The 15543-nt window shown below is 34.0% G+C and carries 12 protein-coding genes and 4 tRNA genes; 4 read left to right on the top strand and 12 right to left on the bottom strand.

The annotated features are described in order from the left end of the window. Positions 1 to 48: 48 nt before the first annotated feature. Both rarD and serS read right to left on the bottom strand, forming a co-directional pair. On the bottom strand, positions 49 to 945 hold the full coding sequence (gene rarD, locus J3U18_RS02295; RefSeq protein ID WP_267352805.1) for an EamA family transporter RarD: 897 nt from the start codon (positions 943 to 945) through the stop codon (positions 49 to 51). A gap of 74 nt (positions 946 to 1019) precedes the next feature. After that, the gene (gene serS / locus J3U18_RS02290) at positions 1020 to 2312 is read right to left on the bottom strand and encodes a serine--tRNA ligase (protein WP_065734216.1); all 1293 of its coding nucleotides are present in this window, start codon (positions 2310 to 2312) and stop codon (positions 1020 to 1022) included. Between the two features lie 605 nt (positions 2313 to 2917). On the opposite strand from serS, the gene J3U18_RS02285 reads away from it, so the two are divergent. Then, positions 2918 to 3190 carry a DUF4190 domain-containing protein gene (locus J3U18_RS02285; RefSeq protein ID WP_267352804.1) on the top strand — a complete coding sequence of 91 codons (273 nt, stop codon included), beginning with the start codon at positions 2918 to 2920 and terminating at the stop codon, positions 3188 to 3190. A 501-nt stretch (positions 3191 to 3691) separates the two neighbouring features. Here J3U18_RS02285 and J3U18_RS02280 read toward each other — a convergent pair. The 8 genes from J3U18_RS02280 to recA all read right to left on the bottom strand — a co-directional run bounded on the left by J3U18_RS02280 (position 3692) and on the right by recA (position 8909). Then, a tRNA-Arg gene (locus J3U18_RS02280) sits at positions 3692 to 3768 on the bottom strand. 19 nt (positions 3769 to 3787) lie between these two features. Next, positions 3788 to 3864, bottom strand: a tRNA-Arg gene (locus J3U18_RS02275). 17 nt (positions 3865 to 3881) lie between these two features. Continuing rightward, a tRNA-Arg gene (locus tag J3U18_RS02270) sits at positions 3882 to 3958 on the bottom strand. A gap of 18 nt (positions 3959 to 3976) precedes the next feature. Beyond that, positions 3977 to 4069: transfer RNA gene (locus J3U18_RS02265), tRNA-Ser, on the bottom strand. Between the two features lie 123 nt (positions 4070 to 4192). Then, on the bottom strand, positions 4193 to 4393 hold the full coding sequence (gene csrA / locus J3U18_RS02260; protein WP_065562297.1) for a carbon storage regulator CsrA: 201 nt from the start codon (positions 4391 to 4393) through the stop codon (positions 4193 to 4195). A gap of 139 nt (positions 4394 to 4532) precedes the next feature. After that, a complete protein-coding gene (gene alaS, locus J3U18_RS02255) occupies positions 4533 to 7166 on the bottom strand; it encodes an alanine--tRNA ligase (RefSeq protein WP_267352803.1) in 2634 nt (877 codons plus the stop codon). Positions 7167 to 7362: 196 nt separating this feature from the next. After that, the gene (locus tag J3U18_RS02250) at positions 7363 to 7863 is read right to left on the bottom strand and encodes a regulatory protein RecX (protein WP_267330067.1); all 501 of its coding nucleotides are present in this window, start codon (positions 7861 to 7863) and stop codon (positions 7363 to 7365) included. After that, positions 7863 to 8909: a recombinase RecA gene (gene recA / locus J3U18_RS02245; RefSeq protein WP_065562294.1), complete on the bottom strand. Its 1047-nt coding sequence runs from the start codon at positions 8907 to 8909 to the stop codon at positions 7863 to 7865. The genes J3U18_RS02250 and recA overlap by 1 nt, the downstream gene beginning before the upstream one ends. A 419-nt stretch (positions 8910 to 9328) precedes the next feature. Between recA and J3U18_RS02240 the strand changes: the two genes are divergently transcribed. The 3 genes from J3U18_RS02240 to J3U18_RS02230 are packed head-to-tail and all read left to right on the top strand — an operon-like array spanning position 9329 to position 12801. Continuing rightward, on the top strand, positions 9329 to 10567 hold the full coding sequence (locus J3U18_RS02240) for a PqiA/YebS family transporter subunit (RefSeq protein WP_065734220.1): 1239 nt from the start codon (positions 9329 to 9331) through the stop codon (positions 10565 to 10567). A 15-nt stretch (positions 10568 to 10582) separates the two neighbouring features. Then, complete coding sequence (gene pqiB / locus J3U18_RS02235) at positions 10583 to 12220, top strand: intermembrane transport protein PqiB (RefSeq protein WP_267352802.1); 1638 nt, start codon at positions 10583 to 10585, stop codon at positions 12218 to 12220. Further along, entirely contained in the window at positions 12220 to 12801 is a 582-nt protein-coding gene (locus J3U18_RS02230; RefSeq protein ID WP_267352801.1) for a PqiC family protein, read from the top strand. Before pqiB ends, J3U18_RS02230 begins: the two co-directional genes overlap by 1 nt. Positions 12802 to 12879: 78 nt before the next feature. Here J3U18_RS02230 and pabB read toward each other — a convergent pair whose 3' ends face one another. Both pabB and J3U18_RS02220 read right to left on the bottom strand, forming a co-directional pair. Then, complete coding sequence (gene pabB / locus J3U18_RS02225; RefSeq protein WP_267352800.1) at positions 12880 to 14616, bottom strand: aminodeoxychorismate synthase component I; 1737 nt, start codon at positions 14614 to 14616, stop codon at positions 12880 to 12882. Positions 14617 to 14618: 2 nt separating this feature from the next. After that, a complete protein-coding gene (locus J3U18_RS02220; RefSeq protein ID WP_267338217.1) occupies positions 14619 to 15185 on the bottom strand; it encodes an anthranilate synthase component II in 567 nt (188 codons plus the stop codon). Positions 15186 to 15543: the final 358 nt, after the last annotated feature.

Here is a 15543-nt window from a genome sequence, read left to right as displayed (position 1 = left end):
TAATAAAAAAGGTACCAGCTATGGTACCTTTTTAGTTGTTATCCTTTTTTATCTAATTCTTTTACGCTTTATTGCCCGCAAAACAAAAATCGTTCCCTCCAGCGCAAGTACACATACTGACAACCAAATAAAGCTGTAAGAGATAATATGTTGTGCCGAGATTGATTCATGCAAAAATAGAACTGATACAAGCGTTAATAAAACGGGTTCAACATATCCAAGCAAACCAAATAATCCCAAAGGTAATAGTCGTCTAGCTAAAAAGTACATAGCAAAAGCGATAGCCGTAATGATCCCAAGCATAGGGATAAAAATGTGAAAGTGCGTAATATCACGCACAATCTGGCTAAATGGGTTATTAAAGGCGAAATAAATCACGCAGCCAATAAATATAAAAAAGAAGTCGGAAAAGGTGCCACAAATCCCCTCTATTTGCAATTTACGGCGTGTAATAAAGTAAATGGGGTAACCGAGTGCAACCACTGCTGTTTCCCACGAAAATGCGCCTGTGGTATAGATTTCAACGGCTACGCCGACAGCAGCAAGGCAAACGGCAACCTTTTGCAAAAAGCTGAGTTTTTCCTTGTAAAAAATCTGACCTGAAATCACCATGGTTAATGGTAATAAGAAATAACCTAAAGAAGCCGATAAGCCATGCCCATTAAGCGGTGCCCAAATGAAAATTAACATCTGAATAGTTAACAATAGGGAGGAAAAGATCAATCCGACTAAAATCATCGGTTGCTCTCTAATACGCTTAAATAAATCCCTAATTGCGGACCACTGGTGTTCTATAAAGACTAACACCACTATGGCTGGAAACGAGGTTAATAAACGCCAGCAAAAGATGTCAACCACAGGAAGAGGCTGTAGTAAAACCGGATAGTAGTAAAGTAAGCCAAAAAGGCATGATGCGAGTATTGAAAGGACAACACCTTTAATCATTTTTCCACCTTTAATAAAAAAATAGCGCTAATTAATAGCGCTAAAAATGAAGTAAGCAAACTTTTAGTACATGGTTAACCGATTACTTCAACACCATTCATATATGGTACTAAAACAGAAGGCACTTTAATGCTTCCGTCTGCCTGTTGGTAGTTTTCCATGATTGCCACTAATGTACGTCCAACAGCTAATCCTGAGCCATTTAAGGTATGGACTAAATAGGTTTTGTTATCCGCTTTATTACGATATCGAGCTTGCATTCGGCGAGCTTGGAAATCCCACATATTAGAACAAGACGAGATTTCTCGATAAGTGTTTTGAGCCGGTACCCAAACTTCAAGATCGTAAGTTTTGCATGAACCAAAGCCCATATCGCCGGTACACAATACGATTTTTCGGTATGGCAATTCAAGTAGCTGTAAAACCTTTTCCGCATGTGCTGTCAGCTCTTCTAAAGCTTTCATTGATTCTTCCGGTTTAACAATTTGCACAAGTTCGACTTTATCAAACTGATGCATACGAATTAAGCCACGAGTATCTTTGCCATAAGAGCCTGCTTCAGAACGGAAACAAGGTGTATGAGCAGTCATTTTCATCGGAAGCTGGCTTTCATCAAGTATCTCATCACGCACTAAGTTAGTTACCGGCACTTCTGCCGTTGGAATTAATGCATAGTTACTGCTTTCAGCTTCTTCATCGAGAGGTTTAGTATGGAAAAGATCACCTGCAAATTTAGGTAATTGACCTGTGCCAAATAAGGTAGCATGATTAACAAGATATGGAACATAGATTTCAGCATAGCCATGTTGTTCAGTATGCAGATCTAACATAAATTGAGTAATCGCTCGATGTAAACGGGCTAATTGTGATTTCATCACCACAAAACGTGCACCAGTAAGTTTTACCCCAGCAGCAAAATCAAGGCCACCAAAACGTTCACCTAAAGCGACATGGTCTTGGATTGGAAAATCAAAAGTCCTTGGAGTACCAAAACGAGATACTTCAACATTATCGCTTTCATCTTTACCATCGGGTACAGAGTCATCAGGAATATTTGGAATGTTGGATGCAATATCTTTAATTTGGTTTAAAAGGATATCAAGCTCTGCTTTAGCGCTGTTAAGCTTTTCGCCTAATTGGTTTACTTCTTCTCGTACAACTGAAATATCTTCACCACGTGCTTTAGCTTCCCCAATAGCTTTAGAGCGGGCATTACGCTGTGCTTGTAAATTTTCAGTTTCAACTTGTAATATTTTGCGCTTTTCTTCTAATTGTCGAATGGTTTCAACATCTAATTTAAAACCACGACGTGCTAATTTGCTAGCAACAAGATCTAATTCGTTTCGAAGTAAATTTGGGTCCAACATAAAAAAGTCCATTATCGTTTATTAATGTTATCTATTTAATTTTCTGTTTTAGTTAACAAAAAATATGATGAATAACACATATGAAATTTGTGAGCTTAGTATACTAGAATTATATCGGGTTTCAACCGAAGTGGTAAACCCGAAGAAATCTAACTGATAGCCATAAATCAATGTAGTTCAATAGGATAAAAAATAATCATTTTTTATATACGCTAATTTTATACATATATAAATTTTCTCTATTATTTTATTTGCTAATACTGTTGAATATTTTAACTTAACTATTATTCATAAAAGGAAAAACAAATACAAGTTATTAACAATCATTTTTTAGTAAATTTTATAATATCAATGTTGTATTTTGAGTTGAAGTCTATTTTTCTGTATTTCATAGTTGTAAATCAAGGTACAAACCATTCATTTAATATTATATGTATATATTTTGCTGATATAAATCTTATTAAGATATTTAATGGAATAAATAAATTATTATGATTTGCCATTGGTAAAGTGGAATCTATCTTAGATTGATCTGCTAAACCGATAATATTATACTTAATCACAATTTGTTTAACTTTTCGAAATCTTTACGGAGCAAAAGATAAGTGGATCAACAGCAATATAAAGTAATAAGTGGTTTAGCTATAGCAGGGATGGTTTGCGGAATTATATCACTAATCCCAATAGGCCTTATAAGCATTGTATTAGCTATTGTAGCTATAGTATTAAGTGCAGTTGCTAAAAGTGATATAAAAACTAATAACAAAAGTGGTTCTGGTTTTGCAACGGCAGGGATAATTTGTGGAGTCATTACCCTTGTATTATGGTTTTTATTATTTTTTGTAATTGGCGGGTTAATATTATCAGCTATCCCTTAATCTAATAAAGAATAATGTTATGGTGAATTAAAAGCTGCCAGCTTATTATGAATAAAAGATTGTGTTCTAATAAATACCCAATTGTTTTAGCAATAAACGTATTGCATTTCATATCAAACATTCAATATAGGCTTTTTAATATTTAATTCTTTAATTTCATCATTGAAAGTATAAACAAAGCTTTTAAGTAATTATTTTTCGGTTGTTCTTGATGTTCTTTTTATAACTTTATTTTTTCTAAGTCGATGTACTTTAATTTTATTATTGCCAATTTAAAATTTAAGCTTGTACGAAGCTTTTTAAGAGAGGGTAGGGTAATATTTAAGGGAAAACAGAAAAAGCTTTGTATAGTGATTTATAGCATTCAACGTTTTTAAAATAGTTTGTAGTCCTTATAAGCTAAAAAGTAAATAACATTGTTAATGAGTATAACTTTTTATGATATTCAATATAACGTTTAATTGGCATTATAAATCGAAGAAGGTTTTTAGGTTGCTTAAATGGCGCACCCGAAGGGATTCGAACCCCTGACCGCTCGGTTCGAAGCCGAGTGCTCTATCCAGCTGAGCTACGGATGCTTGTAAGTTCGTAAAAAAATGGTGCATCCGAAGGGATTCGAACCCCTGACCGCCCGGTTCGTAGCCGGGTACTCTATCCAGCTGAGCTACGGATGCGTATTAGATTTTTAAAATGGTGCATCCGAAGGGATTCGAACCCCTGACCGCCCGGTTCGTAGCCGGGTACTCTATCCAGCTGAGCTACGGATGCATATTTTAATTTTTAAAATGGCGGTGAGAGAGGGATTCGAACCCTCGATGCAGCTTTTGACCGCATACTCCCTTAGCAGGGGAGCGCCTTCAGCCTCTCGGCCATCTCACCAAAACATTATGACTCTGCTTGAACAACAAAATCATAATGTGTGGCGCACATATTACGTTCTACAAAAAATAAGTCAAACATTTTTTTGCGAACACGTGCTGGTTGTTTATTTAGTGCCCAATATTACTCTTTGGGTTGAACTAATTCATCAACTTTGTCTTGTGATTGATGAATACGGTTGTAGATTTCTTCTCTATGAATAGAAACTTCTTTAGGTGCGTTAATACCGACTCTGACCTGATTACCTTTCACGCCCAAGACGGTAATAACAACATCGTCACCAATGATAAGTGTTTCACCTACTCTCCTAGTTAAAATTAACATTAGATCTCCTAATATCAGTTAAGTATATATCCAAACAATTTTAAGATATAGCTTCGTCAGCCTACTATCGAAGAGATAGAAAGACGTAATTTTACAGAAATACACTAATGTCTAATTAACAACACTGGAGTACTTCCGGCTAACTTGCTTGTAATTTATTACTGATTTCCTTTTTTACAGAAGATAACGCTTCTGGTAACGCCGAAAGATCCATTCCACCTGCTTGGGCGAAATCAGGCCGCCCACCGCCTTTACCACCTACTTTTAATGCTAATTGAGAAACTAATTCGCCAGCTTTAACAATGTTTAATAAATCATTGGTTACACCAGCAGCTAAATTGATTTTGCCATCATTGACAGCTGCTAAAATAATTACGCCAGTTTTTAATTGATTTTTAAGATCATCAATCATGGTACGTAACATTTTTGCCTCGACGTTATCAACCTTAGCAATTAGTAAGTTTTTATTATTGATTTCCACACATTGATTAAGCAATTGCCCACTTTGTTGGCTAGCTTGTTGGGCTTTTAACTGCTCTATTGCTTTTTCAAGTGTTTTGGTTTGATCGAGCAGTTGCTCAATTCGTGATAAAACAGCAGATTTATCACTTTTAACCAATTGTCCAATTTGATTTAGCAAATTGGATTCATGGTGTATATATTCCATCGCATTTTGACCTGAAGTAGCTTCAATACGACGTACTCCTGATGCAATACTTGACTCAGAAATAATTTTAAATAGCCCTATATCTCCAGTTCTATCAACATGTGTTCCACCGCAAAGCTCAATGGAGAAATCTCCCATAGTTAATACTCTTACAATATCTTCGTATTTTTCACCAAATAGCGCCATAGCACCTTTATTTTTAGCCTGATCAATAGGCATGAGTTCTATGTCTACTGGTAAATTACGTCGAATTTGTTGATTAACTAAATTTTCAATTTCTTCAATTTGTTCTGATGTAATCGGTTGATTATGTGAAAAATCAAACCGAAGATAGCTATCGTTAACTAATGATCCTTTTTGATGTACATGACTTCCTAAAATACGTTGTAACGCGGCTTGTAACAAATGTGTTGCAGAATGATTACGACGAATGCGTTCACGTATCTCTACATCGATTGCAGCTGTTACTATATCACCAACTTTCAATGATCCTTGGGTGACCTTACCTATATGACCAATGCTTTTACCATATTTCTGGCTGTCTGAAACGTTAAATACTAAATCGGCAGCGGTTAATACACCTTTATCGCCAACTTGACCACCAGATTCACCATAAAATGGTGTTTTATCTAATATGACAACAGCTTGATCACCGGCATTTATTGTTTCAACTTTGTTTCCATTTTGGAAGATTGCAATCACTTTTCCTGAAGCTTCGCTAGATTGATAACCTAAAAACTCTGTCTTATCATCAAGCTTAATCATATTGCTATAATCAACGCTGAATGAACTAGATTCACGAGCTCGTTTACGTTGTTCTTCCATGCATTGATTAAAGCCATTTTCATCAATAGTGATATTCTTCTCGCGACAAACGTCAGCGGTTAAATCTAATGGAAAACCATAAGTATCATAGAGTTTAAAAGCAATATCGCCAGGTAATACATTGTTAGTAATCTTACCTAACTCTTGGTCTAGTAAGAATAAACCCCGTTCTAATGTTTTTAAGAACTGCTCTTCTTCAGTTTTAAGTGTATTTTCAACTATCTTTTGATTATTTGCTAATTCATTAGCAGCACTTCCCATTACGTCAATTAATGGTTTAACTAGCTTATAGAAGAAAATATCTTTAGCACCTAACATATGTCCATGGCGTACTGCTCGGCGAATAATTCGACGTAATACATAACCACGCCCTTCATTTGAAGGTAGGACTCCATCAGAAACTAAAAAGGCGCAAGAACGTATATGATCTGCAATTACTCTTAATGATTTACTTTCTAAATCTTTAACTTGAATGATTTCAGCAGCAGCTTTTATTAATGTTTTAAACAGATCAATATCATAATTTGAATTGACATGTTGTAACACAGCTGCTATTCGTTCAAGCCCCATACCAGTATCAACTGATGGTTTAGGCAAAGGTTCCATAGTACCGTCAGCAAGGCGGTTAAATTGCATAAAGACGAGATTCCAAATTTCAATAAATCTGTCACCATCTTCTTCAGCACTTCCAGGTGGTCCACCCCATATATGATCACCATGATCATAAAAAATTTCTGTACAAGGCCCACAAGGTCCTGTATCACCCATTTGCCAAAAGTTATCGGATGCATATGGTGCACCTTTATTATCGCCTATGCGGATGATACGCTCTTTAGGAATACCGATTTCATTTTCCCAAATAGCAAATGCTTCATCATCAGTTGCATAAACAGTAACCGTCAATCTGTCTTTTGGAAGATTAAACCATTTTTCACTGGTTAGTAGTTCCCAAGCAAAATGAATCGCATCACGTTTAAAATAATCGCCAAAACTGAAATTCCCAAGCATTTCAAAAAAAGTATGATGCCTAGCAGTATAACCTACGTTGTCAAGGTCATTATGTTTTCCGCCTGCTCGTACACAACGTTGAGATGTTGTTGCTCTGGTATAAGGTCGTTTATCAATACCAAGAAAAACATCTTTAAACTGATTCATTCCCGCATTTGTAAATAAAAGTGTTGGGTCATTGTGTGGAACAAGGGAACTACTTGCAACGATTTCGTGTCCTTTGCTATGGAAAAAGTCAAGAAAACTTTGACGAATTTCTGCAGTGCTTTTCATTTATGCTTCCATATTAAACGATAAATTTTTAGACATAGTAATATACCCGTTACAACTTAAGTTGAAAAGTAAATATTCTTAGTACAACGATTGATCTAGTTACTATTAATAAGTAATAAGGAATAAAATTAAAAGATCTTGAGAGCTTTTTACGTAATGGGTATTATCTAAGTAATATTGTAGGGACTATAATAATTTAAGTCAACAAACTATACGCAGTTTTTATATCAAGTTGTGTAAATCCTCGGGCCTTTAAAAATTGTATTACTTTTTGTTTTTGTTGATTATTTTTTGGTTCGATAAGTTTGAACTTTTTTAATAATTGATGACATGCAATTTTTGACCAATCAATATCAGCTAAAAGTAATAGCTCTCTACTAAGATCTGATGGCAAACCTCGCTGTTTTAATTCCAAGCTTATTTTATATTTTCCATAACCTTTATGAGCACGCATAAAGATATACTTTTCAATATACTGCTTATCATCCATCCAATGTTGATTAGTACAGTGTGCAATTACATGTTCTATTTCTGTTTTTAACTTATTTAGTTGTTCTGGATAATCATCTTTTGAGCAAGTAATTTTTTTGCTAAAAAATAATGTTAATTTTCGGCTAAGTTCGCATGATGAGTGATCACGCTGTGCAAGTAATTGCACAGCTTTATTTAAGATTAATTTATTGAGTTTTTTTTCCATTACTCAAAGCTTTCATCATCTGCCGAAACGTCTTCATCATCAGCAGAGAAAACAGCAGGACTGTTTAACAATAAATCGCGTAATTTAGTTTCAAGTTCTTTGGCAATTTCAGGATGTTCTTGTAAAAACTTAATTGAATTTGCTTTACCTTGACCTACTTTCTCACCGTTGTAGCTATACCAAGCTCCAGCCTTATCGACTAATTTATGTTTAACACCTAAATCAATCAATTCACCTTCTTTAGAGATACCACATCCATAAAGGATTTGGAATTCAGCTTGTCTAAACGGTGCAGCTACTTTATTTTTAACTACTTTTACACGCGTATCACTACCAATAACATCTTCGCCTTCTTTTACCGCACCAGTACGACGGATATCTAAACGAACAGATGCATAGAATTTTAAGGCATTACCACCGGTAGTGGTTTCTGGATTTCCAAACATTACACCAATTTTCATACGAATTTGGTTAATGAAAACGACGAGACAATTTGCATTTTTGATATTAGCGGTTAATTTACGTAATGCTTGAGACATTAAGCGTGCTTGTAACCCCATGTGAGAATCGCCCATTTCACCTTCAATTTCTGCTTTTGGTGTTAATGCTGCAACCGAGTCCACAATAATCACATCAACTGCACCAGAACGAACTAATGCATCACAAATTTCAAGAGCTTGCTCTCCTGTATCAGGTTGAGAAACTAATAAATCATCGACTTGAACACCTAACTTAGCTGCATAGATAGGATCTAAAGCATGTTCAGCATCGATAAATGCACAGGTTTTACCTTCTTTTTGTGCTTGAGCAATAACAGATAATGTTAATGTTGTTTTCCCTGATGACTCCGGCCCAAAAATTTCAACAATTCTTCCCATTGGCAAGCCGCCGATACCTAATGCAATATCTAACCCTAAAGAACCTGTTGAAACCGCATCTACGTCTAGTGTCTGAGTATCACCTAAACGCATTATTGAACCTTTACCAAATTGTTTCTCAATTTGGCTTAATGCTGCAGAAAGTGCACGTTGTTTGTTTTCATTCATATAATAAAATTCCAATAAGTAAGGATATTGGGGTACATTATACTGTATTGTTATACAGTATCAAGTTTTTTTTATAAACATTCATAAATTAGTTAACTCTGTGAAATTGGTCACAAAATTTATTAATTTTTTGCAGAATTTGTTTATGATCTAGTGCTGAAAAAGATATTGAATTATTTAAAAAGGCGACTAAAAAATAGAGCTTTTAAAAAATGAGAATAATCAAATTAAGGTAATTTAATTAGGTAATACTTTCATAAAAAAAGACCATTTGGTATGATGATAGAAATAAATTTTAGTCGTTATTGATGTATTAAATTAATTGCCTCAACATATTATAATCATTGAAGATTTTTATACCTAAATGTTATGCTAATCAAAAACATCTTTATAGCTTAAAATATAAATAAAGGAAAATAATGACCACTGATAGTCAAGACTATGTATTGTGTTCTCATTGTGATTTGGTCATCGAATTAGCTGATGTTGCAGTTGGCCACAAAGCTGTTTGTCCACGATGTAATACAATATTATTTAAAAACAATGTCAATATGAAGTTTAGAGCGGCAATGTATGCAATTTGCTCTCTAATTATGCTCATTGTTGCTTGTGGTTTTGTTTTTATTGATATCAATTTAGTTGGTAATGTCAATGGCGTAAGTGTGCTGGACATTCCAAGAATACTTTTTATTGATAAATATAGTTATATTTCAGCATTATTTATTTTTTTCGTATTAGTCTTTCCATTACTCAATTTATCAATTATTGCCTTACTTTGTTCAAATATTAATTTAACCAAATATCGGAAAAGAGATTTACTTATTGTTTATGAAAAATTCCAACATTGGTGTATGCCTGAAATATTTTTAACTGGCATATTAGTTAGTTTCGTTAAATTAATGAGTTATGGCAATATTGGTGTAACTAGCACATTTTGGGCATTTTGTTTATTCGTATTCTTTTATATTAAAGCTTTAGTTATCTTCACTCCGGGTAAAATCTGGAATGAAATTCATCGAAGTGATTTTTCAATAAAAGCATTAGAAGTTGGTGAAACGGGAATTTCTCAAAATATAAAATTGTGTCAATGTTGCCATGCAATCGTCCCTGTTGAGTATGCCAAATGCCCAAGATGTAAACAAAAAAGCCAAGTAAGAGGGCGAGATAAAATACAATGGACAATTGCATTATTGGTAACTTCATTAATAATTTATATTCCCGCTAATTTATTCGGAATTATGATCACAGTTGTATTTGGTTCAGCGTCGACCTCAACTATTATGGATGGTGTTATCTATATGTGGCAGTCAGGGGATGTACCAGTGGCATTAGTTATCTTTTCCGCAAGCGTGGTTATTCCAATTTTAAAGATTATTTCACTCAGCTGGTTATGTTATTTTGCTTTAGCCGTGAAAGATAAAAATAAACATAATTGCTTAAAAATGAAGAAATTATATAATGCGGTAGAATTTATTGGTAAATGGTCAATGATAGATATCTTTGTTGTTTCTGTAGTTTGTTCTTTAGTTAGAAACCAACAAATGATGGGAGTTTATCCTGATATTGGTGTTACTTTTTTCGCAACCGTCGTCATCATTACTATGATTGCATCCCAAAAATTTGATCCACGCTTACTTTGGGATCGAAATCGAAAATAGAATAATAGGAATAATATGGCAACCTCAAGAAAATTAGCAAAAATAATTAAAATCCGAGCAATTTCTGCAATATGGATTATTCCCATAGTAACCGCCGTTGTTGGATTATGGATTATCTATGCCCACTTTGCTGATAGAGGCACATCTTTTACCTTATTAGCCAATGATGCAAATGGCATTGTTGCAGGTAAGACAGTAATCAAAAATCGTAGTGTTGACGTTGGTATAGTTGATGAAGTGACATTATCTGATGACTACAAGAAAGTCGTCATAAAAGGTCGAATTTATAATGATATGGAGCCATTGTTAAAAAATGACTCAATTTTTTGGGTAGTTAAACCTGAAATTGGCCGTGATGGTGTGACAGGACTTGGCACTATTTTATCTGGTGTATATATTGAATTGGTCTCAGGCAACGATACGCATAGTTTCAAAAATAGCCCATTTATTCTATCTGATACACCGCCGTTATCTGATCCAAGTATAAAAGGAATTCGCTTAAATTTAGAAAGTGACCAAAGTGGTGTAGTACCTCGTGGTGCAAAAGTGATGTTCCGAGGTTATCAAGTCGGTAATGTTGAAACGTCGTTATTTGATGTTGATGCCCGTAAAATGAAGTATAAAGTGTTCATCAAAAAACCTTATGATGCCTTAGTGACGGAAAATGTACGCTTTTGGAAAGAGGGTGGTATCAATTTATCTTTATCATCACGTGGAGCAAGTCTTGAAGTTCCTTCGTTAGATGTTCTAATGTCTGGTGGAATTAGCTTTGATTTACCAGATGGCGCAAAACTAGGCGAACCGGCTAAGCAACATGATGTTTATAAATTATATGACGATAGAAAATCGATTCAAGATTCACAGTACACTGAATATAAAGAATTTCTAATTATGATTACTGATTCCATATCGGGATTAACCGAAGGTGCGCCAGTGGAATATCATGGTATAAGATTGGGTACAGTGAGTAAAGTACCGTTTTATACTACAGAAATGTTAAAAGAAAGATCTATTCTCAATCAAAAAGTACCAGTATTAATCAGAATAGAGCCTGACCGTCTATCAGAATTAGTTGATGATAAGATCGATATAGCAGCTTTGATAAAAGATGAACAAAAAAATGGACTAAGAGCATCATTAAAAACGTCCAATATGTTTACTGGTGCGCTTTATATTGATTTAGATTTTTATCCTGATTTGAAAAATAAATACGATATAAAATTAGCTAACCAATATGGTTACGATACTATCGAAACAACATCAACAGGATTTGCTCAAATTCAAGCAAAAATATTGCAATTACTCGACAACTTTAATAGTTTACCGTTGAATAACACGATGACTCAATTTAATAAATCATTAGAATCAAGTGAAAAACTAATGAATTCATTAAATCAAATTATGGCGAGTAAAGAGATGCAAGCTATGCCGAAGGATTTACAAAAGGCAATTCGTTCATTACACGAGACCATGAAAGGGTTGCAACCGGGATCTGAACTTAACACGCAAATGATCGAAAGTTTACAGAAAATTCAACTAATGATGGATGAGCTGACTCCTTTACTTAACACATTAAATAATAAAAGTAATGCATTGATTTTCTCAGCGCCAAATAAAAAAGACCAAGAACCCAAAGCCAGAGGTAAGAAATAATGGTTAAATTAATTCGAACGCTAAAAGTTACGATATTGGTGACATTATTAGGAACTATAATTGGTTGTTCATCAAATGCACCGAGTAAAAGTTATTTTCAATTAACTAGTAATTTGACTGGCTCAAGAATGACACAAACTACAGATCATTTTATTTGGATTGAGTCCATTGAGGTAGCTAGTTTCTTAAACAAACCCGGTATTGTCCTGCAAACACAGGACATAAAATATGTCACAGCAACTAATCATTTATGGGCATCAACGCTGTCTCAACAACTTGCCGATCGATTGTCACAAGACTTAACTCAAATTTTGCCTAATTATTTGGTGTCAACTAAATCAATTACCACGCCAACTTTTACAGTTAAACTTTTTATTGATGGTTTCCATGGCGGTTATAATGGCGATGCAATCATAAAAGGGCGCTGGGTAGTGACAGATAAGAAAGGTAAAATCGTTACTAAAGCTATTGAACGTCATGTTCCACTTGCAACAAATGGTTATGATGCTTTGGTAAAAGCCTTATCCGAAGGCTGGCAAAATGAAGAATTAGACTTTGCAAATTCAATTAAACATTATTAATACTTACTAAACATTATTAATACTTACTAAACATTCCGTCAATATGATGACGGAATGTTCTATGCTCTTAATTTCAGATCATGAAAACTGTGCTTTTAATTTATCTAATATCTGGTCTTTAATTTCAACCCATCCTCGCACACTATTAATAAATGCTATTTTCTCGGCTTTCAAAATATCTTGTTTGACAATCTTTTGCTCGGTTAATTGATGATTATCCAAATAATACTGTCGCATAGTACCAGCAAGTAAACCCGAAGTAATAGTTGGTGTTACCCACTTTTCATTAATCAACAACGCAATATTACCATTAACAAACTCAGTGATTTCATCATATTGATTATAATTGATATATTCTTGCCCAACTGCTAATTCGGGAAAGTGTTGTCGATTAGTCGTTTTATGATAGAGAAAAGTGTTTTCCTTATCGACACATTTGGGTGCAAAATCAAGCTTATCAATTACCATTGAATGAGTAAGTTTATCGAGACTTATTTTTGCTTGGCCATATTTAGGTTGCAGAAGCCTAATTTTATATCTTCCTGATGAATGAGTTTTTGCTAAATTAGTCAATGTCTGTTTAATTGTTTGAATATCACATTCAAAATCAAAATAACTCGTTGAATTTATCAACCTATCTAAGTGCATATCAAACAAAACCAACTCGCCATCTTTAAGCAATAATGTTTCAATAATATATTCAGGAATAGTCAGCGTTCGATTTAAGATAGCTGTTTTAGCTAAAATCTCATGATATTCATCATCAGCAGTTGAATCCCATGTAATGCCACCACCAACACCATAATTCAACTGTTGATTATGTATGGTTAAAGTTCGTATTGGAATATTAAATACTGCCTTTTTCATTAAAGGTTCTACATAACCAATTGTGCCACAGTAAACCCCACGGGCCGAGTTTTCAATATCACTAATGATTTGCATGGTACTTGATTTGGGCGCACCAGTAATTGAACCACACGGGAACAGCGCTTGAAATAGCTGATACAAACTTATATTTTCTTTTACGGTTGCTTGAATAGTTGAAGTGAGTTGCCAGACAGTCGGATACTTTTCTGCTGTAAATAAATGTGGAACGGTTACTGAACCTGGCACTGATATTTTGCTTAAATCATTACGAAGTAAATCAACAATCATCATATTTTCAGCAAGATTTTTTTCTGACTTCAACAAGGCCACTTGTTGTTTATCTTGGTCAGAATTTAAACCTCGTGCTGCTGTTCCTTTCATCGGTTTAGTTGTAATGGTTCTATTTTCTAATTTAAAAAATAGCTCAGGGGAGATAGATAAAATATGATAATTTTCAAATTCAATATAGGCACAATAATTTGCCTGATTATTTTTTTGTAGAAAATGATAATAATCTAAAGGATCACCATTGAATGGAGCGTTAAATTGAATGGTATAGTTAGTTTGATAAGTATTGCCTAATTCAATTTGTGATCGAATATAACTAATTTTCTGCTGATATTCGTCAATATTTGTGTCACAAGACAATTCAAAATACTCGGGTGAAGCACACTCAGTATGAACTATTGTTGTATAGCTCTCAAAAATACCAAAAAAAAGTAAAGGTAAATCCTGGTCTGACTTTGTGACTATTTTGGTCTTATTTGACTCATTAAAACCCATAGCGCTTTCATAAGCAAGATAACCGCAGGCAAAATAACCTTGTTGTATAAACTCTTCTATCTCATCAATATGTTTTTTTATTGAGTGATAATCAGATGACTTTATAATCTTTATTGGATCACAAAAATATTTACGTTGCCCCTCAAAATCGATATAAATTTTCATGCTTATTGCTCACTAACAAAATTGCTTATCATTTTTAAACCAAATTCAGTCTTGATCGCTTCAGGGTGGAATTGTACTGATTCGATAGGTAATGTTTTATGACGTAACCCCATAATCAACCCTTGTTTATTAGTAGCAGTGATTGTTAAAGGTGACTCATTTGACGAATTTTGTACAATTAACGAATGATATCTTACAACAGACAGAGGATTTTTAATTCCAGAAAATAATCCCTTTTCATCATGAATGATCTCATCAATTTTTCCATGCATGGGTACAGGTGCTTTAATAATCGAGAATCCAAAATATTGAGCAATCGCTTGATGGCCTAAACAGATACCAAGTATTGGACATTTATTTTCAAAAGCCTGAATTGCTGACAACGATATCCCAGCATTATCTGGCGTACCTGGCCCTGGGGAAATTACCATTTTAGAAAACGACAATTGTTTTAATTCATCAATAGATTTTTCATCATTTTTGATGACCATAACCTTCGCGCCAGCACGGCACAGGTAATCATATATATTAAATGTAAATGAATCGTAGTTATCAATCAGAAGAATCAAAATTATATCCAATACTAATTATTTTAAAAAATGAAGGTTTGAAATGTGACAGATGATTCTATTATAAAAAGGGATATCACATAAAGCAGTTTATATATAAGCTTTCAAAAACCCCGTTCCTCAACTTTTTTTGAAATTTTGAGGAACGTATTTTCTCAATACAATTTAAGTAAAAATTTAGGGGATCGAAACCATCTATAACATTGGATGGTATATAAAATAAATGATATTCCACCTTCAATAATGCTCAAAGCATAACATATCCCTACTTAAACGTTTCTTTTAAAAAGCATATTAAAAACACTTTTTTCTTTGTCATATTTTTTCTTAATGTGATCTTACTCACAAAAATATACTA

It is taken from the genome of Gilliamella sp. B3482 (assembly GCF_026536805.1).
GTDB lineage: Bacteria > Pseudomonadota > Gammaproteobacteria > Enterobacterales > Orbaceae > Gilliamella > Gilliamella apicola_E.
This window is presented reverse-complemented; position numbering and strand designations above follow the sequence as displayed.

What these genes read in the sequence shown, in the direction of transcription:
- J3U18_RS02250 (WP_267330067.1), bottom strand. Translation starts at nt 7,863, where the DNA reads ATGGAAAAAAAACTCAATAAATTAATCTTAAATAAAGCTGTGCAATTA.
- pabB (WP_267352800.1), bottom strand. Translation starts at nt 14,616, where the DNA reads ATGAAAATTTATATCGATTTTGAGGGGCAACGTAAATATTTTTGTGAT.
- serS (WP_065734216.1), bottom strand. Translation starts at nt 2,312, where the DNA reads ATGTTGGACCCAAATTTACTTCGAAACGAATTAGATCTTGTTGCTAGC.
- J3U18_RS02240 (WP_065734220.1), top strand. Translation starts at nt 9,329, where the DNA reads ATGACCACTGATAGTCAAGACTATGTATTGTGTTCTCATTGTGATTTG.
- alaS (WP_267352803.1), bottom strand. Translation starts at nt 7,166, where the DNA reads ATGAAAAGCACTGCAGAAATTCGTCAAAGTTTTCTTGACTTTTTCCAT.
- pqiB (WP_267352802.1), top strand. Translation starts at nt 10,583, where the DNA reads ATGGCAACCTCAAGAAAATTAGCAAAAATAATTAAAATCCGAGCAATT.
- recA (WP_065562294.1), bottom strand. Translation starts at nt 8,909, where the DNA reads ATGAATGAAAACAAACAACGTGCACTTTCTGCAGCATTAAGCCAAATT.
- rarD (WP_267352805.1), bottom strand. Translation starts at nt 945, where the DNA reads ATGATTAAAGGTGTTGTCCTTTCAATACTCGCATCATGCCTTTTTGGC.
- J3U18_RS02230 (WP_267352801.1), top strand. Translation starts at nt 12,220, where the DNA reads ATGGTTAAATTAATTCGAACGCTAAAAGTTACGATATTGGTGACATTA.
- csrA (WP_065562297.1), bottom strand. Translation starts at nt 4,393, where the DNA reads ATGTTAATTTTAACTAGGAGAGTAGGTGAAACACTTATCATTGGTGAC.